Below are 21882 nucleotides of genomic sequence, written 5' to 3'. Positions count from 1 at the left end.
AACATCTTCAAACAAATCCATGGGACCCAGGGAGACGGATTGCTGGCCGCCCAACGGCAGGAGCAGATCCTCGACCAGGTACGGCGGACCGGGGCCGTCCGCGTCGCCGACCTCGTCGAGAGCCTCGCGGTGTCGGACATGACCATCCGGCGCGACCTCGACGCGCTGGAGAGCCGCGGCGCCCTGCGCAAGGTGCACGGCGGCGCCGTCACCACCCAGGGCCCGCGCACCGAGGAACCCGGGTTCGAGGCCAAGTCGACCCGCCAGGCGCGCGAGAAGCGCGCCATCGCCCGTGCCGCGGCGGACCTGGTCGAACCGCACAGCGCCGTGGCCCTGTCCGCAGGCACCACCACCGCGGCCGTCGCCGAACACCTGTGCGAGGTCCCGGGGCTGACCGTGGTCACCAACTCCCTGCGCGTGGCCCAGATCCTGCACCGCGCCCCCCGCCCGGACCGCACCGTCGCGCTCACCGGAGGGTTCCGCACCCCCTCCGACGCCCTGGTGGGCCCCCTCGCCCTGACCTCCCTGCGCGGCCTCAACCTCGACGTCCTCATCCTGGGCGTGCACGGCATGCAGGTCCGCTCCGGCTTCACCACCCCCAACCTCATGGAGGCCGAGACCGACCGCGCCCTGGTCGAGGCCGCCGGCGCGCTCGTGGTCGTGGCCGACCACACCAAATGGGGCACCGTCGGGGTCAGCACCATCGCCCCGCTCGACCGCTGCGACGTGCTCGTCACCGACACCGGCCTGGACCCGGACGCGCGCCGGGCCCTGGACGAACACGTGGGCCGCGTCGTGGCCGCGCCCCTGACCGAGGACGGGCTCTGACCGACCCGGAAAACCGCTGGTGCGCCGCACGGCCGCGGCACTACCGTGGCGCCGGGCCGCCCCGACCCGGCGGCCAGCGGACCGGCGAGGAGCTCCAGCGGTGGACGTGCACGAGTACGCCCGGTACGACGCGGTCGGCCTGGCCGACCTGATCCGCCGGGGCGAGGTCGGCGCCGCCGAGGTCGAGACGGCCGCCCGCCGCGCGCTCACCGGCGCCCACACCGCCCTCAACGCCCTGACCGGACCGCTCTTCGACGTACCCACCGCCCACGACCCCCGCGGGCCGCTGGCCGGGGTCCCCTTCGTCATCAAGGACAGCGGCCCCTTCGCCCGCGGGGTGCCCTCCGCCCTGGGCAGCCGCGGCCTGCTCGCCGTGGCCCGGCACGACCACACCCTGATGACGCGCCTGCGCGCCGCCGGACTCACCGCGCTGGGCCAGAGCACAGCACCCGAACTCGGCCTCAACTTCGCCACCGAGCCCCGCCTGCACGGGCCCACCCGCAACCCCTGGGACACCGCCTTCGGCGTCGGCGGCTCCAGCGGGGGAGCAGCCGCACTGGTGGCCGCAGGAGCGGTCCCCTTCGCCCACGGCAACGACGGCGCCGGGTCACTGCGGATCCCGGCCTCGGCGTGCGGTGTGGTCGGCCTCAAACCCACCCGCGGCCGCACCCCCTGCGGACCCGACGCCGGGGAGGCGGGGTACGGGCTCGTGACGGAGTTCGGCCTCACCCGCACCGTGCGCGACGCCGCCCACCTGCTCGACGCCCTGGGCGCCCCGCCCCTGGGGGAGAAGTTCGTCGCGCCCGCGCCCGCGCGCCCCTTCGCCCAGGCCCTGCTCCGCGACCCCGGCCGGCTCCGGATCGCCGTCACCACCCGGCCCTGGGCCGAGACGCAGGTGGACCCCGGCGTGGCCGAGGCCGCCCTGGACACCGCACGCGCCCTGGAGTGGATCGGCCACACCGTGGACGAGGACGCCCCCGACCTGGAACCCGAGGACGTGGTGGAGGGCTGTGTCCTGGCCGCCACGGCCACCGGGACCGCCCTGCTGCGGTCGCCCCACCCTCCCGACCCCGGCGCCCTGGAGGCCGTCTCCCGCCAGGTCCTGGCCGAGGCCCGGCGGTGCACCGCCGTGGAGATCGCCGGCGCACTCCAGGCCCAGCACCGCGTCACCCGAGCCGTGTCCCGGTTCCTGGACACCCACGACCTCCTGGTCACCCCCACCCTGGGGCGGCCGCCCGCGCCGCACGGCACCCTCGACTACGACGCCCCCGGTCACTCGGTGCGCTCCTGGCTGCGCCGGATCCTGTCCTACGGGCCCTTCACCGCACCCTTCAACGTCTCCGGGCACCCCGCGATCAGCCTCCCCGTGGCCCAGAGCCCGCGCGGCCTGCCCATCGGCGTCCAGCTCGTGGCCGCCGCCGGCCGCGAGGACCTGCTCCTGGCGGTGGCCGCCCAGATCGAGGCGGCCCTGCCCTGGCACGACCGGCTGCCGCCCGCCCACGTGTGACCGGGCCGTTTGGCCCGGCCCGGGCGGGGGGTACGTTGCCCGGGGCAGCCGCCGACGTCGACCGAGGGGAAGCCATGCCGGAGCTCATCGACCTGCACGCCACCGCCATGGGCGAGTTCGACCGCCGCGTCCGGGCCGTGGGCACCGCCGACTGGGCGCTGCCCACGCCCTGTGAGGACTGGGACGTGCACGACCTGGTCGACCACCTGGTCACCGAGCAGCTGTGGGTGCCCCACCTGCTCGCCGGCGGCCGCGTGGAGGACCTGGCCGACGAGCTCGCGGGCGACAACCTGGGGGAGGCGCCCGCGGCCACGTGGTCGGTCGCCTCGCGCGAGGCCCGTCTGGCCTGGTTGGCACCGGGGGCGCTGGATCGCACCGTGCACCTGTCCATGGGCGACGCCCCCGGGCGGGAGTACCTGTGGGAGATGACCTTCGACCTGGCCGTGCACGCCTGGGACCTGGCCCGGGGCGTGGGCGCCGACGAGCGCCTCGACCCGGAGCTGGTGGAGGCCCTGCGCGCGTGGGCGGGGAACCGGCCCCTGGGGCCGGGGCCGATGTTTCAGGGCCCGGCCGCCGTGGCGGACGACGCCGGACCCCAGGACCGGCTCCTGGCGCTGACCGGGCGCACCCCCTGACCGTGCGGCCCGGCCCGCGCCGGCTGAGCCCCGAACGCGTCCCGAACGCACGCGGCGGCCCCGGAGCGCGATGCTCCGGGGCCGCCGGTGTGCCAGGGGAGTGGTTCGGGGTCAGGCCTCGACGCGCTCGGCCAGGGTGCGCTCGTCGAAGTCCATCTCGGGCGGGGGCCGGCGGAAGCCCTGGGTGACGTAGGCGAGCTGGACCAGACCGACCAGCGCCCACACGCCGCCGATGGCGAAGGCCAGCCCGCTCAGGTTGGTCCACAGGTACACCGTCAGGGCCAGCCCGACTCCGGGCACGAGCCCGTAGCGGACCAGGTCGGCGCGGGTGCGCATCCGCTCGCGGACCACGAAGTGGCAGATCACCGACAGGTTCACCGCGGAGAAGGCCACCAGGGCGCCGAAGCTGATGAAGGAGGCCACCGTCTCGATGTCCAGGAAGACCGCGCCCACCGAGACCGCGCCGACCAGGACGATGTTGGCCGCCGGGGTGGAGAAGCGGGGGCTGAGGCGCCCGAAGAGGCGCTGGGGCAGCGTGCCGTCGCGCCCCATGGCGTAGAGCACGCGCGAGACGCTGGCCTGGGAGCTGAGCGCGGACCCGAAGGAACCGATGATCAGCGCGGTGGTCAGCAGCGCCGCCAGCAGGTCGCCGCCCAGGGCGCGCATGATGTCCAGCGCGGCGGCGTCCACGTCGGTGAAGCGGCCGTGGTCGGGGAAGACCATGTGGCCGAACCACGAGGCGGCCAGGAAGATGAGCCCGCCCAGCAGGGTCACGAGCATGATCGCCCGGGGCACGTCGCGGCTCGGGTTCTCCGCCTCCTCCGAGAGCGTGGTGACCGCGTCGAAGCCCAGGAAGGACTCGGTGAGGATGGCGGCGGCCGCGATGACGGGCAGGATCTCCAGCCCGGTGCCCACGAAGGGCGCCAGCGGGTGGATGTCGGCCTGCCCGAACAGGTGCCGCGCGCTCAGGGCGAAGAACAGCAGCAGGAAGGCCACCTGGGCGCCGACGATGAAGGTGTTGGCCCGGGCCACGATCTGGATGCCGCGCACGTTCAGGGTCGTGATCACGACCAGGAAGGCGATGATCCACACCCAGTCGGGCACGGAGGGGAACTGGGCGTTCAGGTACAGCCCGATGGTGATGTAGTTGATCAGCGGCAGGAACAGGTAGTCCAGCATCATCGTCCAGCCGACCATGAACCCCGTGCGCGGCCCGAGCGACTTCTGGGCGTAGACGTAGGCCGAGCCGGTCGAGGTGTAGACCCGCGACATCCGCCCGTAGGAGTAGGCGGTGAAGAGCATGGCGACCAGGGCGACCAGCACGGCGGACGGCAGGCGGCCCCCGGACAGGGCGGTGGCCACGCCGTAGACGGTCAGGATGGTCGTCGGCACCAGGTAGGCCAGGCCGAAGAGCACCAGATGCGGGAGCTTGAGGACGCGCTCCAACCGGGGGGTCGTCTTTGACAACAGATCGACCTTCCTGCGAGGTATATCACCACTTGCATGGCTTCAGGGCTTTTGTGAACCAGCCCACCATGACAGACATCACGCCCGCAGTGCAAGTGAATCACTCGCAAAGAATCGGCCGTACAACTGAATCATGAACGCTAGGCTTGTGGCACGATGAAATCAGTTGCCTCAGCGAGGGAATGGTCGTGTATCCCCACGAACACCCCCCACACCGCCCGCCCCGGCCTCGTCCGGACGCACGAACGGGGCCCGGCACCTCCGCACCGGGCCCCGCCACCGCACACCCTCAGACCCCCGACAACTCCATCCGCAGCACCAGGGCCACCAGCTCCACCAGCACCTCCTTGGCCGACTCCCGGCTACGCGCGTCGCACAGCAGCAACGGCACCTGCTCCTCCAGGTCCAACGCCACCCGCACGTCGTCCCCGCGGTGCGTGCGCTGGCCGTCGAAGCAGTTGACCGCCACCACGAACGGCACCCCGCGGCTCTCGAAGAAGTCGATCGCCCCGAAGGAGTCCGACAGCCGGCGCGTGTCCGCCAGCACCACCGCGCCCAGCGCCCCCTCCGCCAACTCCTCCCACATGAACGAGAACCGCTTCTGCCCCGGCGTCCCGAACAGGTACACCACCGTCGACTCGTCCAACGTGATCCGGCCGAAGTCCAGCGCCACCGTCGTCGTGGTCTTGCCCTCCACCCCCACCAGGTCGTCCACGCCCACGCTCTCGGAGGTCATCACCTCCTCGGTGTGCAGCGACTCCACCTCGCTCACCGCCGAGACCAGGGTGGTCTTGCCCGCCCCGAAACCCCCGGCGACCAGGATCTTCAAGGTGTCGGGAACAGGTCCCGCCCCCTCGGAGGCCATCACGTCCAACGCCACTCCACCTCACAACGCACGAATACGCTCCAGAACCGACCGCAGCGTCGCGGCGTCCGGACGCCGCTTTTCCCACTCCGAGCTGTGCACCACCGCGTAGCCCTGGTCCAACAGGTCCGCCAACAGGATCCGCACCACTCCCAGCGCGAACCCCGAACGCGATGCCACCTCCGCCACCGACACCGGCCGCGCACACAGCGACAGCAACAGCGCGGGCTCGGGGTCGAGCTCCACCGGATCCACCGACGGGACCGCCACCACCTGGGAGGTCAGGGCCAGATCCGACCGCGACGGACGCGTACGCCCACCCGTCACCGAGTACGGACGGATCAGACTCGACTCCCCCGGCTCACCGGGCGGCACCCCGCTCACCTCACGCCACCACCCCGCCGTCGCGGCAGCGCCGACAGATGCGGACCCACCTGGCGCACCAGGCGGTTCACCTCGAAGGCCGCCTGACCCATGTCGCACGAGGACTCCGCGACCAGCGCCAACGACGCCCCCCTCCCGGCCGCCAACACGAAGAAGAACACACTGTCCATCTCCACCACGGTCTGACGCACCTCGGCCGCCCCCAGTTGCGCCCTGGCCCCACGGGCCAGACTCGCGAACCCCGACGCGATCGCCGCCAGGCGCTCACCCTCCTCACGATCCAACCCCCGTGAGCAGGACAGCAGCAACCCGTCCGCCGACAGCAGCAGCGCCTGCCGCGCGCCCACGACCCGCTCCACCAGGTCGCTCAGCAGCCAGTCCAACGTCTGAGCCGGGGAACCTCCCCCCGCACCACCGTCGGTCACCCGGTCCTCCGCCGCAGCACCCGCCGACATCGACATCACCCTTCCACGTCCTGTCCAGGGCGCGCACCGCGCGCGCCGACCTCTTCACCAGGGCCCTCGGACTCCGCGCGACCGCGCATCGTCCCGGCCTGGAACGCGCTCATCATCGACCGGATCTCCGTCAGCGACCGCTGGCCGCCCGACTCCTGCTCCGACGGCACCGGGGGTTCGGACACCGCCTCCCGGCCCCTGCGCCGGCGCCGCGGCAGACCCATGTAGGTGTCCTCGGCCTCCCCGCTCGCCACCACCGCGGCGGCCACCGCCTCCGGCCCGTCCTCATCGACGGGGGACAGGGAAGCGGGCGCTGGGGCCGCAGGGGAGGGGGAGGGCGCCACAGGGCGCACACCGGCCGGCTCGGGCACACCCGGGTCACGCCCCGCCACCGACCGCACCGCCACCGACGCCTGCGCGCCACGCACCGCGGGCTCGCCGGGCACGGGACCGGACGGCTCGGCCGGTACCAGCGCGCCCTCGGGGACCACCACCACCGCCAACGTGCCCTGCGCCGAGGACTCCAACGACACCTCCAGGCCGTGCTGGGCCGCGACCGTGGCCACCACGAACAGGCCCAGCTGCGAATCCTCCCGCACCCGGCCCAGATCGAAGCGCGGAGCGTCCGCCAGCAGCGCGTTGGCCCGCTCCACCTGGGTCTCGTTCATCCCCAGGCCGCAGTCGCGCACCCGCAGCACGACCCCGCCGCCCCGCGGGCGCTCACCCGTCACCGTCACCTCGGTCCCCGGCGGCGAGAACACCGTGGCGTTCTCCAACAGCTCGGCCAGCAACCGCACGGCACCCGCCCCGACGTCGCCCCGCAGCGCCACGTCCGGCAGCCGGGACAGCCGCACCCGGGTGTAGTCCTCGATCTCGCTGGAGGCCGCGCGCACCGCCTCGTACAGCCCCACCGGCGCCCAACCGCGCCGCACGGGCGCGTCCCCGCTCAGCAGCATCAGGTTCTCGGCGTTGCGCCGCAGCTGCGTGCTGAAGTGGTCGATACGGAACAGCGACTCCAGGACCGCCGGATCGGTCTCGCCGCGCTCCAGCGAGTCCAGGAGCCCCAACTGGCGGTGGACCAGCGACTGCGTGCGCCGGGCGATGTTGCGGAACATGTTGCGCACCCCCGCCCGTACCTGCGCCTCCTCCACCGCCGCGGCCACGGCGGCGCGCTGGGCGGTGTCGAAGGCCTCCGCGACCTCGCCGATCTCGTCCGCGCGCCCCCGGCCCAGCCGCGGCACCTCCTCGTCCACGTCCACCTGCTCGCCACGGCGCAGCCGCGCCGTGACCGAGGGCAGGCGTACCCGGGCGTGGTCCAGCGTCGCCGAGCGCAGCCGCTGCAGCCGCCGGCCCACCCGCTGGGCCCCGCCGACGGCGACCGCGCTGGAGACCAGCGCGATCACCAGCGCGGGAACGCTGATCAGCAGCACCTTGTCGCGCAGGGAGGAGGCGTGGGCGTGGCTCAGCGCCACGACCCGCTCCGTCTGCGACTCCTCGACCTCGCGCATGCGCATGTCCACGGCCTCGGCGGCGCCCCGCCAGGTGGGGGCGTTGACCGGCACGGTGTTCGTGGGGCGCAGGGGAGTGCCCACGATGCTGCCCTGCAACAGGTAGACCGTGTGCAGCACGGAGTAGGACTCCAGCGCGATGTAGTCCTGGCGGTCCTGGTTGCTGAGCTCGGTGCCCACCCGCGCCCAGGCGTACTGCTGGGCGCCGGCGGCGGCGGCGAAGGCGGCGTGGGACTCGGCGGGGAAGGAGTTGGTGGCCACCGCGTGCGCCAGGACGGCGTCCTGCTGGTTGAGCAGCTCGCGGGTGCGCATCAGCGAGGTCAGGGAGCGCAGGTGGGGGACCTGTTCGGGGTCCGACAGCGCGACCAGGGAGTCCCACACGCGCAGCCCGTGCTCGATGACGTCGGTGTAGGTGCCGGCGCCCTCCTTCATGGCCATCTCCGCGGGGGAGACGCCGTCCACGAGGACGCGGTGGCCGTCGATGCGGGCCATGGCGTTCTGGAAGCGCAGGGCCGACCGGGGGACCTCGTCGGGGTCGAAGGCCGCGATCCGCCGGTCCAGGACCGCCACGGCCGCGTCGGTGCGCTCCCGGGCCTCCGTCAGGTCGCGCAGGGTGTCGTCGGTGGGGTTGGCGGCGGCCATGGTGGCCCTGCGCTCGCGCTGGAGCTCGCCGATGACCTCCACGATCGGACCGCCGATCTCCTCGGTGACCGACGCGGTGGTGCGCAGCTCGCGGATGTCGGTGAGCATCACGGTGGTGAGGACGGCCCACAGAACCAGCAGGGTGGTGCTGGGGATGAGCACCAGCGTGATCATGCGGGCCCGCAGCGATCGACGCTTGTGCTGGGGCATGGGCTCGCTTCCGGGGGAGGGGTGGACGACGGGGGCGGCGTCCACCGGGGGGAGGGGGCATCCGGAGTTCCCCAGAGTGAACAGCCCCGGAGGGGGCGGGCGCAAGTGCCGGATGGCGGCCCGGGGGTGCGATCAGCCGTGATGTCGCAGGTCAGAGCAGAAGCTCTCGATCTCGCAACATTAAAAATCTACGTCGTAAAGGTGGCGCGTGCTTTGAAAAAGCACTTACCCCACAAAGGAGCGGCTTCGCCGCACCGAACACCACAGGCCTTGTCTCGGCACGCGTGAGAGCGGTCGAGTCCGCGGGTATGGCGGACCAGGGAAGGCCAGCACACGGGTACCGTCCAGTCACCCACTGGCACCGAAAGTGGCACCACCGGGGAGAGGACCCATGAAGCTCACCGACGACCAGATCCGCGACGGCATCAGCCGGCTGACCGACTGGCAGTGGGACCCCGACCAGCCCGACATCCACCGGACCGTGCGCCTGCCCGACTTCGTCGCGGCCATCGATCTGGTCAACACGATCGCCCAGGCCGCGGAGCAGGCCGGACACCACCCCGACATCGACATCCGCTACAACAAGGTCCGGCTGTCGCTGTCCACGCACGCCGTGGGGGCCATCACCGAGAACGACATGTCCCTGGCCGCCCGCATCGACGAACTCATCCCCTCGGCGGACTGACCACCGGACAGGGCGCTCCGGGCGACCGACAGGGCCGCCTCGGTCGACCGGCGGGTGTGGCCGAGGGGGCAACGGCACGGCTCGGTTCGCAGCTGGGAAACCCGGGTGACGCCCGCCGCATACCGTGCCACCCTGGGCTCTGCCCGGCGAACGGAGGCCCTCGGTGGATGCGTGCGTGTTCTGTCTGATCCGCGACGGCGAGGCCGCGCACAGCCTCGTCCACTCCGACGACCTGGTGCTGGCGTTCATGGACCTGTACCCCGTCACACCGGGGCACGTCCTGGTGGTTCCGCGCGAGCACCTGGTGGGCCTGGGCGACATCGGCGACGAGCTGGGCGCACGGATGTGGAGCGTGGCCCGCCGCGTGGGCGGGGCCCTGCGCCGCAACGCCCTGGACACAGGGGAGACCGGCCCGGGGCCGGGCGCACCGATGCGGTGCGAGGGCGTCAACCTGTTCCTGGCCGACGGCGAGGCGGCCGGCCAGGAGGTCTTCCACGCCCACCTGCACGTCTTCCCGCGCTATGCGGGCGACGCCTTCTCGGTGCACGCCCTGTGGCAGGAGGCCGAACGCACCGAACTCGACGGCCACGCCGCCAGACTGCGCGCCCTGCTGCCCTGACCACAGAGAGGTCCGGCAGGAGCCGTCGAGGTCAGCGCAGGCGGGCGCGGCGCATCTTGCCCGAGGCGGTGCGGGGCAGCTCCGGTACGAAGTCGACGGTCTCGGGTGCGGCGTGCTCGGCGAAGCGGGTGCGGACCCACTCCTTGAGCTCCTCGGCCAGTGCGGGGGAGCCGTCGTAGTCGGCGGCCGTCACGATCCGGGCACCGACGAGCTGGCCGGCCAGCTCGTCGGGGATCGAGTAGACCCCGCACTCGTCCACGGCGGGGTGGGTGTTGAGGACGGCCTCGACCTCGCTGGGGCCGATGCGGTATCCGCGGGTGACGATGGCGCCGTCGTCGCGGGTGGAGAAGAACAGCTGCTGTCGGCGGTCGAGGAAGCCGGTGTCGCCGGTGAGGTAGTAGGCGTGGTCGGGGGTGAAGCGCAGCTGGGAGGCGCTCTCGTTGCCGATGTAGCCGTCGAACCAGGCCAGGGGGCTCTCGGCGAGGTTGACGGCGATGCGGCCGTAGGTGCCCAGCGGGGCGGGGTCGTCGGAGATGGCTTCGAGGATGGTGATGTCCCATCCGGGGAAGGCGGGGCCGATGGATCCGGGGACCAGGGCGGTGTCGGTGTCGTCGGTCGCGCCGTTGGGGATGCCCGCGCACCAGCCGAGTTCGGTCTGGCCGTAGTGGTCGCGTACGGGGACGCCGAAGATATCGGTGACCCAGTCGATGACGTCCTGGCCGAGGATCTCTCCGGCGCTGGAGAGGCGTTGGACGATGACCTCGGGCGGCAGGGTCTTGGTGGCGGCGCGCAGGGTGCGGTAGGTGGTGGGGTCGGCGGCGAGGTTGGTGACGCCGTACATGCCCAGGACGTCGAGGGTGAGTTCGGGGTCGAAGAACCCGGCGCGCAGGGCGAGTGAGCCGTGTCCGGCGAGGAGGGGGGAGATGACGCCGTGGTAGAGGCCGTAGGCGGATCCGGGGTCGGCGGTGTTCCAGTAGACGTCGTCGTCCTCCACTCCGAGACCGAAGTGGTGGTAGGCGTGCATGGCGGCCAGGGCGCGGACGGGGACGGTGACTCCGCGGGGTGGTCCGACGACGGTGGACACGTACAGGATCGCCAGGGGGTCGGTGCCTGCGCGTGTGGTGTCGGGGACGGTGCGGGGGGTGGGGCCGGTGAGGGTGGTGAGGGTGTGGTCGCCTTCGCGGAGGGGGTGGGTGCCGGTGGTGGCGATGTTCCAGGCGGGGGTGCTGGTCATGTCGGGGCCGGGGTCGAGTTTGGTGCGGTACTCGTCGTCGGTGATGACCAGGCGGGTGTGGGAGTTGGTGAGGCGTTGGGTGATGGCGGAGGGGGCGAAGGAGGGGAGGAGGGGGACGAGGACGGCGCCGAGTCGCCAGACGGCCAGGGCGGTGATGGTGAGGTCGATGCCCTTGGGGATGAGGGTGGCGATGCGGTCGCCGGGGGTGATGCCGAGGTCGCGTAGGCCGGCGGCGAGGGTGTGGGAGCGTTCGGCGAGTTGTCCGAAGGTGAGGGTGGTGGCGGTGAGGGTGGGGCCGATTTCGGTGGTGGCGACGGTGTCGGGGTGGTGGCGGTCGCAGAGTAGGTGTGCCACCGATGTGGCGGGGGTGTCGTAGGTGGTGATCCAGTCGCGTAGGAGCTGCGCCGGGTCGGACATCGGTGGCGGTCCTCGTTTTCGGTCGTTTTGGTGGTGATGGGTGGTGTACGTCAAGACTATGCCCACCTGTGAGGTCGGCCTCACTCGCGTGGGGTGTGGGGGTTGGGTGATGATGGGCTGATGGACAGTGCAGCTGTGGTGGAGCGGTTCGGTTTGGGTGCGGGTGTGCGGGCGTGGCTGGAGGAGGCCGAGCGGCTGCCGGATCCGGTGCGGGCGTTGGAGGTGCCGGCGGATCCGTCGGAGGTGTTGGACCTGTTCGCTCTGAGTGCGCGGGACCGGGTCGAGGTGGAGGGTCTGTGGCCGGGTGAGGGGTGGCCGCCGGAGCTGTGGCATCTGGTGGGGTGCATGTACCGGCGGTTGTGCGCGGACGCGGATCTGCCGTTGGGGGGTTGGCGGGACTGGCCGACGCTGGTGGGCGCTGAGGACGCGCGGGTGCGGGCGTCCTCGTTGTGGGCGTTCGCGGCGATGGTTCCGGCGGTGTTCGAGCGGAACGCGGCGCTGGGGGTGGACCGGTCGGTGACGGTGGCGACGTTGGCCGATGTGGGTGTGCAGGTGGCGCGGTCGCGTCGGATGTTCGGTCGGTTGAGTGTGGAGACGGCGTCGTGGGTGGCGGCGCAGTTCCGGGGTCGGCTGTTCTGGGTGGGCGGGTTGCAGTTGGAGCCGGCTGTGTTGGTGGATCAGGGGGGTGTGGAGTGGTTCTCCGAGGAGGAGGCGCGGTCGTTGGGTGCGGGGTTCGCGCCGGGTGATCGGTGTTTGCGGTTGCACATTCCTTCGGGTGGGTTGGATCCGGTGTCGGTGGATGCGGCGTTGGCGGGGGCGCGGTCGTTCGCGCGGGCGCATCTGGGGTTCGATCCGGTGGTGGCGACGTGTTCGTCGTGGTTGTTGGATCCGGTGTGGGGTGAGGTGTTGGGGGAGGATTCCAACATCGTGCGGTTTCAGCGGCGGTTTGAGTTGGTGGGGTCTGGTGTGCCGGGGGAGTCGGATGTGTTCCGGTTCGTGTTCGGGATGCCGGAGGTGGATGTTGCGCGGGCGCCGCGGGGGACGCGGTTGGAGCGTGCTGTGGTGGGGCGGTTGGAGTCGGGTGGGGGGTTTCGGGTGCGTACGGGGTGGTTGCGGTTGAGTTGAGGCATGGCTGTGGGGGCTCGTCCGGTGTGGGCGGGCCCCTTTTCGTGTGTGGGTGCTGGAACAGGTTGAGGTGTGGGCGGCTCTTGGAGCAGGTCGTGGGCGGTGGCCGGTTCTTGCGGGTTTCGTCCGGCGGGGTCAGATGGCGAGGAGGGCTTGGGCGTCGGTGTCGGTGAGGTCGGCGCGGGCGCCGCTGTGGGTGATGCGTCCGGCGTCCAGGACGGTGACGTGGTCGGCCAGGCGCAGGGCGACGTCGAGGTACTGCTCGACGAGGAGGATGGTCGTTCCCTCGGCGGCGATGTCGGTGATGGCCTGTTCGATCTCGGCGACGATGGAGGGCTGGATGCCTTCGGTGGGTTCGTCGAGGATGAGCAGGGTGGGGTTGGTGACCAGGGCGCGGGCGATGGCGAGTTGTTGGGCTTGTCCGCCGGAGAGGAGTCCGGCGCGGCGGTGCAGGAGGGGTTTGAGGCGGGGGAAGCGGTCGAGGGCTCGGGTGATGAGTTCGGGGCCGCCGCGTCTGGTGGCGTGGTGGGCGAGGTGGAGGTTGTCGGCGACGGTGAGGGGCGCGAAGGTGTCGTGGCCTTGGGGTGCGTAGGCCATGCCGCCTCGGATGCGGGTGTGCGGGGGTTTGTTGGTGATGTCGGTGCCGTTGTGGGTGATGGTGCCTTGGGTGGGGGTGAGGAGGCCGGCGATGGTGTTGAGCAGGGTGGTTTTGCCGACGCCGTTGCGTCCCATGACGCAGGTGATGGTGCCGGTGGGGATGGTGAGGTTGATGTCGAAGAGGACGCGGGCTCGGCCGTAGCCGGCGTGGAGGCCGGTGACGGCCAGGTGGGGTGTGTTCATGTGGTGGCCTCCTGGTGGGTGCGGCCGAGGTAAACCTCTTGGACTCGGGGGTCTTGTTGGACGGTGGCGACGTCGCCGTGGGTGAGGATGCGTCCTTCGTGCAGGACGGTGACGTCGGTGGCGTAGCGGCGTAGGAAGTCCATGTCGTGTTCGATGACGACGATGGTGTGGTCGGTGGCGATCTGGGTGAGGAGTTCGCCGGTGCGGGTGCGTTCTTCGGCGCTCATGCCGGCGACGGGTTCGTCGAGCAGGAGTAGGCGGGGGCGTTGGGCCAGGAGCATGGCGATTTCGAGCCATTGGCGTTGGCCGTGGGAGAGGGTGGCGGCTTTGTGGTGGGCGTGGGGGGTCAGGCCGATGCGGTCGAGGATGTCGGTGACCGTGGTGGTGGGGGTGCGGGGTCTGGTGAGGAGTTGCCAGGGGCGTAGTCGGAAGGACGCGGCGAGGTCGATGTTGTCGGCGACGGTGAGTTCTTCGAAGACGACGCTGGTTTGGAAGGTGCGGCCGATGCCGGTGCGCACGATGTGGTGTTCGCTGCGTTTGTTGAGGGTGTGGCCGTTGAAGGTGATGGTGCCTTGGGTGGGGCGGGTGCGGCCGGTGATGGTGTCGATGAGGGTGGTTTTGCCTGCGCCGTTGGGGCCGATGAGGAAGCGCAGGTCGCCTTCGTCGAGGGTGAGGTCGATGTCGTCGAGGGCGGTGAAGGTGCCGAAGGTGACGGTGAGGCCTTGGATGGAGAGCAGGGTCATGGGTGGCTCCCGGTGGGGGTCTCCTGGGCGGGTGCGGGGCGGGGTGTGGGGTGTCGTCGTCGGGTGAGGGTGTGGGCGGCTTGGCGGGTGAGGCCGGCCAGGCCTTGGGGGGCCAGGGCGATGACGATGACGAAGAGGGCGCCTTGGAGGTAGGTCCAGCCGCCGGCGAAGGTTTCGGCGAAGGTGGTTTGGGCGGCGTTCATCAGGACGGCGCCGGTGGCGGCTCCGGCGAGGGAGTAGCGGCCGCCGATGGCCACGGCCAGGACCATCATGATCGAGGGGATGACGCCGATGAGGGAGGGGGAGATGATGCCCATGATGGGCACGAAGAGGGCTCCTGCGGCGCCGGCGGCGGTGGCGGAGAGGGCGTAGGCGAGGGTTTTGATCCAGGTGGGGTCGTAGCCGAGGTAGCGGACGCGGTCTTCGCCGTCGCGGATGGCGATGAGGAGTTTGCCGTAGCGGCTCAGGGTGATGTGGCGGAAGAGCAGGTAGGTGGCGGCCAGGGTGAGGACGGTCGCGGCGTAGAGGGTGTATTGGGCGGTGGGGGTGTAGAGGCTGAGTCCGGCGAAGACGGGGAAGTCGGTGAGGCCGTTGGAGCCGCCGGTGAGGTGTTGTTGGCCGATGAGCAGGATGACGAAGGCGGCGGCCAGGGCTTGGTTGAGGATGGCGAAGTAGGCGCCGCGGACGCGTTGGCGGAAGACGGACCAGCCGAGCAGGGCGGCGACGGTGGCGGGGACGAGTAGTGCGGCGGCGATGGCGATGGCGGGGTTGGTCATGGGTCGCCAGAACCAGGGGAGTTCGGTCAGGCCGGACCAGACCATGAACTGGGGCAGGTGGCCGGGGGAGAGGGGGTCGGTGGCGGCTGCTGCGAGGGTCAGGTGCATGGCCATGGCGTAGGCGCCCAGGCCGAAGTAGACGCCGTGGCCCAGGGTGAGCATGCCGCCGCGGCCCCAGGCCAGGGCGATGCCCAGGGCGACGATGGCGTAGCACAGGTACTGGGCGAGCTGGTTGAGGCGGAAGGGTTCCAGGATCAGCGGCATGAGGAGCAGGGCGGCGGCGAGCAGGCCCAGGAAGGTCAGGGGGCCGCGTAGGCGGGCCATCAGGGCGGGGGTGTTCATGTGAGGGCCCTTGTCTTGACGGTGAAGAGTCCTTGGGGGCGGGCCTGGAGGAAGGCGACGATGGCGGCGAAGACGATGAGTTTGGCCAGGGAGGCGTCGGCCCAGGTTTCGACGGTGGCGTTGAGCAGGCCCAGGGCGAGGGCGGCGAGGATGGTGCCGCGGAGTTGGCCGAGGCCGCCGATGACCACGACCAGGAAGGCGTCGACGATGTAGTTGGTGCCCAGGGTGGGTCCGGTGGGGCCGATGAGGGTGAGGGCGACGCCTGCGATGCCGGCCAGGCCTGAGCCGATGAAGAAGGTGGTGGCGTCGACTTTGCGGGTGTTGATGCCGGTGGTGGCGGCGAGGTCGCGGTTGTGGATGACGGCGCGCATCTGGCGTCCGGCGCGGGAGCGGTTGAGGTAGTAGGCGATGGCGATGACGCAGATGATGGCCAGGGCGAGGATGAACAGGCGGGAGTAGTGGATGCGGATGCCGGCGGTCAGGGTGATGCCGCCGGTGAGCCAGTCGGGTGCGGGGACGTCGACGTTGGGTGCGCCGAAGGTGTCGCGGGCGGCTTGTTGGAGGATCATGCCGATGCCGAAGGTGAGCAGGAGGGTGTCCAGGGGGCGTCCGTAGAAGTGGCGGATGAGGCCGAGTTCGAGGAGCCAGCCCAGGGTGCCGGTGACGGCGAAGGCGGTGGGGAGGGCGATCAGGAGTGCGTAGGCGGGGTGGAGTCCGATCCAGGCGTTGAGGACGTAGGCGGTGTAGGCGCCGATCATGATGAGTTCGCCGTGGGCCATGTTGATGACGCCCATTTGGCCGAAGGTGAAGTTGAGGCCGAGTGCGGCGAGCAGCAGGACGGCGCCGATGGCCAGGCCGACGGGGAGTTGGCCGATGAGGGCTTCCACCGCGGCTCCTTTCGGTGCGGGGGTGGTGGGGCGGCCGGTGGGTGGCCGGCCGCCGTGGGGGAGCGGGTGTGCGGTGTCAGCCGGTGAGGTCGGCGGCCCAGTCGTAGCCGGTGAGGTAGGGGTCGGGGGCGATGGGTTCGGGGGAGGTCCAGATCTGGTCGATGAGGCCGTCGTCGTTGATCTGGCCGATGCGGGCGGTCTTGACGACGTGCTGGGTGTCGCCGTCGATGGTGATGGTGCCTTCGGGGGCGTCGATGGTGGTGCCGTCCAGGGCGGCGCGGACGTCGTCGACTTCGAAGCTGTCGGCTTCTTCGACGGCGGCCTTCCACAGGTAGACGGCGTTGTAGGCGGACTGCATGGGGTCGGAGGTGACGCGGTCGGCGCCGTAGGTGTCGGTGAAGGCCTGGACGAAGCCGGTGTTGGTGTCGGTTTCGGTGGTCTGGTAGTAGTTCCAGGCCGTGAGGTGGCCGGCGATGTTGTCGGGGCCGATGCCTTCGATTTCCTCTTCGGCGACGCTGACGCTCAGGACGGGGGAGTCGTCGGGGGTGACGCCGGCCGAGCGCAGTTGTTGGAAGAAGCTGACGTTGGAGTCGCCGTTGAGGGTGTTGAAGACGGCGTCGGGTTCGGTGCGGGCGATGTCGTTGGTGATGGTGGAGTACTCGGTGTGGCCGAGGGGGGTGTATTCCTCGGCGGTGATCTCCATGTCGTGGGCGGCGGCGTAGGCGGTGATGATCTGGTTGGCGGTGCGGGGGAAGACGTAGTCGCTGCCGACGAGGTAGAGGCTGGTGTGGCCTTGTTCGCGCAGGTAGTCCAGGGCGGGGATGATCTGCTGGTTGGTGGTGGCGCCGGTGTAGACGATGTTGGGGGAGGCTTCGAGGCCTTCGTATTGGACCGGGTACCACAGCAGGCCGTTGTTGCGTTCGAAGACGGGGAGCATGGCTTTGCGGGAGGCGGAGGTCCAGCCGCCGAAGACGGTGACGGCGTTGTCGTCGTTGAGGAGTTTGTTGGCGCGGTCGGCGAAGGTGGCTTCGTCGGAGGCGCCGTCCTCGATGACGGGTTCGATCTGGCGTCCCAGGACTCCGCCGTCGGCGTTGATCTCGGTGATGGCGAGTTCGACGGCGTCGCGGACGGTGACTTCGCTGATGGCCATGGTGCCGGAGAGGGAGTGGAGCATGCCGACGGTGACGGTGTCGTCGGTGACGCCGGCGGGGTCGCCGGGGGTGCAGGCGGTGGCGGTCAGGGCCAGGGCGAGGGTGGCGGCGAGCGCGGCGGTGCGTGGGCCCGGGGGCGTGGGTGCCATCGTGTGCCATCTCCTAGGGGCTGGGTGGTGGGGGTCACCTAGGAGGCTGGTGGTGGGGTGTTTCGCTGGCCGTGCCCGGCTGTTACGTATACATGTCGGTATCCGGTGGGGTCGTTAAATCGGGTTTCCTGTGGGTGGGGGCTTGTGGGGTCGTGGTGGGCCCCGATTCCCGTTCAACTTGACATAATGTGCATTATCGGCGATATGGGGCGGGGTGTGGGGAAGGGGTCGTGGGCGTGTTGGCGGCGGCCGGTGAGTACCGTCGCGGCGCCCAGGGTCAGGTGGACGCCGGCGGCGGCATAGCGGGCCAGGCGCCGGGTGCGCGGGGTGCGGGTGGCGCGGCGGGCCAGGGCGATGGCCAGGTTCGAGGGCGACCATGATCAGGCCCAGGGTGAGGATGTGTGCCGTGGCGGGTCCTTGGGCGGGGTCGACGAACAGGGCGACCTCGGGGTTGAGGACGTTGACCAGGAGGCCGTCGGTGAAGGCGCGGGCGCTGCTGAGGCCGGCGGGCGCCTGGTCGTGGTGGTGTGTGTCCTTGCTGGTCAGGGTGCGGACGCCGAGGTGGACGAGGTAGCCGGGGCCCAGGTGGCGCACCAGGTCGTGGGCGGTGGACGAGGCGGCCGGCAGCGATGACAGGCCGAAGGCGGCCGCGGCGGTGTGGACGAGTGTTCCGGTCTCGACGCCCGGGGTGCTCAGGGCTCCGGCGCGCGGTCCCCCGGCGGCGGCGCGGGCCAGGAGGTACAGGTGGTCGGGTGAGGACCAGGGCGGTGGACGAGGCAGGGTGGAAGCCCAGGGCGAGCGTCCACCGCACATGCTCTGGGCCGTCCCCCGTTCCCCGGCCCGTGACCTGTCCATGTTTGATGCATAATCTGTGTTATGCATCCTTTTGCAGGGTTTTGATGATCCATGCGTGGTTCGTGGTGATCTGATGGGTCACCGTGTGCCCGCCGTGGTGTCTGTTGGCCGGCAGGTGGGCGCTGCCGCCGTGGCGCCCACGGCGGCCCCGCCCGGCCTGTGCCCTGCCCCGGCCGGCGCTGTCCGGTGCCGCCCCTCCCCCGTGGTCGCGACCCTGGCGCCCGCCTGGAGCTCTTCGTCCCGGCGCCTCGCGGTCGCGGGTGCGCGCCGCTCCCCCGCGGGCGTGCGGTGCAGCCGTTCGTGCGTCGACGGTGCCTCCGAGGGGGCCGCTCCCCCACCGGCGGAGTCCGCCCACCCGGCCTTGTTCGCACAGGCGTTCGATGGCCTTCGGGGTGGCCTCTCCCCCGAGGGAAGGCCGATTCGCACCGGTTCGTCATGGTGTGCGGCTCCCCCGGCATGGCTCCCGGGTGCCCGGCGCCCGTCGTGTTCGATTCTGTTCGACACAGGGCGTGGATGTGGTGCCGGATCGGGGATGCTGAAGGCATGAGTGGTGCAGCAGGAGCGGGGCCGGTGCCGGCCCAGGACGCGGTGGAGCAGTATCTGGTGGCGCGGCGGGCGGCCAAGCCCTCGCCACACACGGTGGCGGCCTACCGGCGGGACCTGAACTCGGTGCTGGCGCTGGTGGCGCGCGAGCGCGGGTGCCGGGTGCGGGATGTGGCGCTGGCGGACCTGGAGGCGGGGGTGCTGCGTTCGGCGTTCGCGGACTTCGCCACCGAGCGGGCCGCCTCCAGTGTGGTGCGGGCGTGGTCGACGTGGAACGGGTTCTTCGGTTTCTGGGTCTCGGAGCGGGTGGTGGGCGGCAATCCGATGTCGGCGGTGCCGCGGCCGCGGGTGCGCCCGTCGGGGCCCAAGCCGTTGATGGGCGAGGACACTCCGGAGCGGTTGTTGGAGGCGCTGGCGCGGGGGGCGCGTCGGGCGCGTGATCCCTGGCCGGAGCGGGATCTGGCGGTGTTGGCGCTGGCGCTGCTGACGGGGATGCGGTCGGCGGAGATGCTGTCGTTGCGGGTGGAGTCGGTGGGCGGTCGTGCGGGTGAGCGGCGGATCCGGGTGGTCGGCAAGGGCGGTGGTGAGCGGGTGCTGCCGATCGAGGTGCCGTTGGAGGTGTTGTTGGAGGCCTACCTGGCGTCGCGTCGGCACCGGTTCGGGGTGGTGCGGGGCGCGGATCCGTTGTTGGTGGACAACCGGGGGCAGGGGTTGCGCCGGGGTGGTCTGCAGTATCTGGTGCGGCAGTGCTACAAGCACGCGGGGGTGCACGATCGGGTGGCGCGGGGGACGCTGGTGCACGCGTTGCGGCATACGTTCGCGACGCGGTTGGCGGAGGACGGGGCGTCGGTGAGCGAGATCATGCATCTGCTGGGGCATGCGTCGGTGTCCTCGTCGCAGGCCTATATCGAGGTGACGGCACGGGCGCAGCGGGAGGCGGCGGGGTCCAACCGTACCTATGGGGTGGTGCGCCGGCTGGTGGCCGAGGGCGGGGGCGAGGGTGGTGTGGGTGAGGTGGTGGGCGGTTGAGGGGGCCGGCCCGCGGTGGGGTTCGCGGTGGGCGGCCCGGGTGGGGGACGCTCTAGTCTGTGGCTGTGAATGATCTGACGGTGTCGACGGTGAATGTGAACGGCCTGCGTGCGGCGGCGAGGAAGGATCCGGGTTTCGTGGCGTGGTTGGCGGCCACGGAGGCGGATGTGGTGTGCCTGCAGGAGACGCGGGCCGAGGCGGAGCAGCTTTCGGCCGAGGTGGTGGCGCCGGAGGGGTGGCATGTGCTGTTGGCTCCGGCGTCGGCGAAGGGGCGTGCGGGGGTGGCGGTGTATTCGCGCCGTGAGCCCGAGGCGTCCCGGGTGGGTTTCGGTGAGGCCGAGTTCGAGGATTCGGGCCGGTATGTGGAGGTGGACCTGGGGGCGGTGACTGTGGCGTCGCTGTATCTGCCCTCGGGTGAGGTGGGGACGCCGCGCCAGGAGGAGAAGGAGCGTTTCATGGACGCTTTCCTGCCGTATCTGGTCAAGCGGCGTGCGCAGGTGGAGGCGCAGGGGCGTGAGCTGGTGGTGTGCGGTGACTGGAACATCGCGCACCGGGAGGTGGATCTGCGCAACTGGCGGGGCAACAGGAGGAGTTCGGGTTTCCTGCCGCAGGAGCGCGAGTGGTTGTCGCGGGTCTATGACGAGGCCGGGTATGTGGATGTGGTGCGTGCTCTGCATCCGGAGCAGGAGGGACCGTACTCGTGGTGGTCCTACCGGGGCCGGGCCTTTGACAATGACACGGGGTGGCGGATCGACCTGCAGGTGGCGACGCCGGGGTTGGCGGCGCGTGCGGTGTCGGCGCGGGTGGAGCGTGCGGTTGAGCATGGTGCGCGTTGGTCGGATCATGCTCCGGTGACGGTGCGGTACGGGGCCTAGGAGGGCTGCTGGTATGGGTGTGCCGATCGTGTTGGTGCATGGTCTTCGGTTGTCGGGGAGTATGTGGCGTCCGCAGGTGGAGTTGTTGTCGGCTCAGGGGCACCGGGTGGTGGCGCCGGATCTGCCGGGGCACGGGTCGCGGCGGGGTGAGGCGTTCTCGTTGGGGCGTGCGGTGGACACGGTGTTGGGGGCGATCGATGGTGTGGGCGGGCGTGCTCTGGTGGTGGGGTTGAGCCTGGGCGGGTTCGTGTCGATCGCGACGGCCGGGGCGGCGCCGGGTCGGGTGGCGGGGTTGGTGGCGGCCAGTTGCACGGCCAAGCCGGCGCAGTCGTTGGCGCAGTTGTACCGGATTCCGTCGGTGTTGATGGAGCGGTTGCCGGACAAGGGTGCGGCGGTCAACGAGCGGTTCCACCGGTTGACGTTGCGTGATGGTGCGGCTGATGCGGTGTTGGACGGCGGGTTGGCGGTGGAGGCGGCCACGACGGTGATCGACTCGGTCTCGGACATGGACGCGTTGTCGGCGTTGTCGGCTTATCCGGGGCCGGTGTGGTTGATCAACGGGTCGCGGGATCACATGCGCATCCATGAGAAGCAGTTCTTCGACGCGTGTGCGGATGGTCGGCTGGTGAATGTGCCGCGGGCGGGGCACATGGTGAGTTTGGACCAGCCGGTGAACTTCTCGCGGATCGTGGGCGATGCGGCCGATGTGGTGAGTGCGCGTGAGGCGGCGCGGGCGCAGGTGGAGGCTGGTGGTGAGCCGGTGCCGCCGCTGGAGGGCGAGGGCTGAGCGGTGGCCGGGTGTGTGGTGGGGCTGTGGGGCCGTGGGTGGCGTCCGGCCCCACCGGTGTGTGCGGGGGTGGTCGGTGGGGTGCGCTCCCCCGTGGTGGCCCCTCCCCCGCGCCGCGGCGTCCGGTTCGTGCTCCTGGCTGCAGAGGGGTCGCGGACGTCAGGGGGCCCGTGCTAGGTGCGGTCGGGGTGGCGCAGGCGGGCGCGCAGGCGGGCCAGGCGTGCGGCGTTGGCCGAGCGGGGACCCTCACGCTCCAGGCGGGTGTGCAGACTGCCGGCGACCGACACGTGCAGGGGCTCGTCGGGCCACTTGTCCCACCGTCGG

Annotated in this window: 21 protein-coding genes; 9 read left to right on the top strand and 12 right to left on the bottom strand. The window is 71.2% G+C overall.

Annotated elements, in window-relative coordinates; genetic code table 11:
* The first annotated feature begins 39 nt into the window (after positions 1-39).
* The 3 genes from HNR10_RS00110 (at position 40) to HNR10_RS00100 (ending at position 2970) form a co-directional block, all read left to right on the top strand.
* Positions 40-828 (top strand): DeoR/GlpR family DNA-binding transcription regulator, encoded by a 789-nt coding sequence (locus HNR10_RS00110; RefSeq protein WP_179819813.1) that lies wholly within the window; start codon positions 40-42, stop codon positions 826-828.
* 100 nt (positions 829-928) lie between these two features.
* The gene (locus tag HNR10_RS00105) at positions 929-2335 is read left to right on the top strand and encodes an amidase (protein WP_179819811.1); all 1407 of its coding nucleotides are present in this window, start codon (positions 929-931) and stop codon (positions 2333-2335) included.
* Positions 2336-2409: 74 nt separating this feature from the next.
* On the top strand, positions 2410-2970 hold the full coding sequence (locus HNR10_RS00100; RefSeq protein WP_179819809.1) for a TIGR03086 family metal-binding protein: 561 nt from the start codon (positions 2410-2412) through the stop codon (positions 2968-2970).
* Between the two features lie 111 nt (positions 2971-3081).
* Here the strand turns inward: HNR10_RS00100 and HNR10_RS00095 are convergent, their stop codons facing one another.
* The 5 genes from HNR10_RS00095 to HNR10_RS00075 form a co-directional block, all read right to left on the bottom strand.
* A complete protein-coding gene (locus tag HNR10_RS00095) occupies positions 3082-4437 on the bottom strand; it encodes an APC family permease (protein WP_179819808.1) in 1356 nt (451 codons plus the stop codon).
* 289 nt (positions 4438-4726) lie between these two features.
* The gene (locus HNR10_RS00090; RefSeq protein WP_179829438.1) at positions 4727-5302 is read right to left on the bottom strand and encodes a GTP-binding protein; all 576 of its coding nucleotides are present in this window, start codon (positions 5300-5302) and stop codon (positions 4727-4729) included.
* Between the two features lie 21 nt (positions 5303-5323).
* Positions 5324-5686 (bottom strand): DUF742 domain-containing protein, encoded by a 363-nt coding sequence (locus HNR10_RS00085; RefSeq protein ID WP_179819806.1) that lies wholly within the window; start codon positions 5684-5686, stop codon positions 5324-5326.
* On the bottom strand, positions 5683-6147 hold the full coding sequence (locus HNR10_RS00080; RefSeq protein ID WP_179819804.1) for a roadblock/LC7 domain-containing protein: 465 nt from the start codon (positions 6145-6147) through the stop codon (positions 5683-5685). The genes HNR10_RS00085 and HNR10_RS00080 overlap by 4 nt, the downstream gene beginning before the upstream one ends.
* On the bottom strand, positions 6147-8501 hold the full coding sequence (locus tag HNR10_RS00075) for a sensor histidine kinase (RefSeq protein WP_179819803.1): 2355 nt from the start codon (positions 8499-8501) through the stop codon (positions 6147-6149). The genes HNR10_RS00080 and HNR10_RS00075 overlap by 1 nt, the downstream gene beginning before the upstream one ends.
* A 391-nt stretch (positions 8502-8892) precedes the next feature.
* Here HNR10_RS00075 and HNR10_RS00070 point away from each other — a divergent pair, with 391 nt between their 5' ends.
* Positions 8893-9186 (top strand): 4a-hydroxytetrahydrobiopterin dehydratase, encoded by a 294-nt coding sequence (locus HNR10_RS00070; protein ID WP_179819801.1) that lies wholly within the window; start codon positions 8893-8895, stop codon positions 9184-9186.
* A gap of 175 nt (positions 9187-9361) precedes the next feature.
* Positions 9362-9805, top strand: coding sequence for an HIT family protein (locus HNR10_RS00065; protein ID WP_312889011.1), 444 nt, complete (start codon positions 9362-9364; stop codon positions 9803-9805).
* A gap of 31 nt (positions 9806-9836) precedes the next feature.
* Here HNR10_RS00065 and HNR10_RS00060 read toward each other — a convergent pair whose 3' ends face one another.
* Complete coding sequence (locus HNR10_RS00060; RefSeq protein ID WP_179819798.1) at positions 9837-11456, bottom strand: AMP-binding protein; 1620 nt, start codon at positions 11454-11456, stop codon at positions 9837-9839.
* Positions 11457-11576: 120 nt separating this feature from the next.
* Between HNR10_RS00060 and HNR10_RS00055 the strand changes: the two genes are divergently transcribed.
* On the top strand, positions 11577-12581 hold the full coding sequence (locus HNR10_RS00055) for an acyltransferase domain-containing protein (RefSeq protein WP_179819797.1): 1005 nt from the start codon (positions 11577-11579) through the stop codon (positions 12579-12581).
* Positions 12582-12716: 135 nt separating this feature from the next.
* On the opposite strand, the gene HNR10_RS00050 is transcribed toward HNR10_RS00055, so the two are convergent.
* From HNR10_RS00050 to HNR10_RS32100, 6 genes are all read right to left on the bottom strand, one after another.
* Entirely contained in the window at positions 12717-13421 is a 705-nt protein-coding gene (locus HNR10_RS00050) for an ABC transporter ATP-binding protein (protein ID WP_179819795.1), read from the bottom strand.
* Positions 13418-14164 (bottom strand): urea ABC transporter ATP-binding protein UrtD, encoded by a 747-nt coding sequence (gene urtD, locus HNR10_RS00045; protein WP_179819794.1) that lies wholly within the window; start codon positions 14162-14164, stop codon positions 13418-13420. Before urtD ends, HNR10_RS00050 begins: the two co-directional genes overlap by 4 nt.
* Positions 14161-15282 (bottom strand): urea ABC transporter permease subunit UrtC, encoded by a 1122-nt coding sequence (gene urtC, locus HNR10_RS00040; RefSeq protein ID WP_246405975.1) that lies wholly within the window; start codon positions 15280-15282, stop codon positions 14161-14163. Before urtC ends, urtD begins: the two co-directional genes overlap by 4 nt.
* Positions 15279-16169, bottom strand: coding sequence for an urea ABC transporter permease subunit UrtB (gene urtB / locus HNR10_RS00035; protein ID WP_179819792.1), 891 nt, complete (start codon positions 16167-16169; stop codon positions 15279-15281). The genes urtC and urtB overlap by 4 nt, the downstream gene beginning before the upstream one ends.
* A 76-nt stretch (positions 16170-16245) precedes the next feature.
* Positions 16246-17469 carry an urea ABC transporter substrate-binding protein gene (gene urtA / locus HNR10_RS00030; protein ID WP_179819790.1) on the bottom strand — a complete coding sequence of 408 codons (1224 nt, stop codon included), beginning with the start codon at positions 17467-17469 and terminating at the stop codon, positions 16246-16248.
* Positions 17470-17583: 114 nt separating this feature from the next.
* Positions 17584-18282 carry a LysE family translocator gene (locus HNR10_RS32100; RefSeq protein ID WP_376769785.1) on the bottom strand — a complete coding sequence of 233 codons (699 nt, stop codon included), beginning with the start codon at positions 18280-18282 and terminating at the stop codon, positions 17584-17586.
* A gap of 585 nt (positions 18283-18867) precedes the next feature.
* Between HNR10_RS32100 and HNR10_RS00020 the strand changes: the two genes are divergently transcribed.
* The 3 genes from HNR10_RS00020 (at position 18868) to HNR10_RS00010 (ending at position 21558) form a co-directional block, all read left to right on the top strand.
* The gene (locus tag HNR10_RS00020) at positions 18868-19896 is read left to right on the top strand and encodes a tyrosine-type recombinase/integrase (RefSeq protein ID WP_179819786.1); all 1029 of its coding nucleotides are present in this window, start codon (positions 18868-18870) and stop codon (positions 19894-19896) included.
* Positions 19897-19970: 74 nt separating this feature from the next.
* Positions 19971-20771, top strand: a complete 801-nt coding sequence (locus HNR10_RS00015; RefSeq protein ID WP_179829436.1) for an exodeoxyribonuclease III — start codon at positions 19971-19973, stop codon at positions 20769-20771.
* Positions 20772-20784: 13 nt separating this feature from the next.
* On the top strand, positions 20785-21558 hold the full coding sequence (locus tag HNR10_RS00010) for an alpha/beta fold hydrolase (RefSeq protein ID WP_179819785.1): 774 nt from the start codon (positions 20785-20787) through the stop codon (positions 21556-21558).
* Positions 21559-21882: the final 324 nt, after the last annotated feature.

It is taken from the genome of Nocardiopsis aegyptia (assembly GCF_013410755.1).
GTDB classification, from domain to species: Bacteria; Actinomycetota; Actinomycetes; order Streptosporangiales; family Streptosporangiaceae; genus Nocardiopsis; species Nocardiopsis aegyptia.
This window is presented reverse-complemented; position numbering and strand designations above follow the sequence as displayed.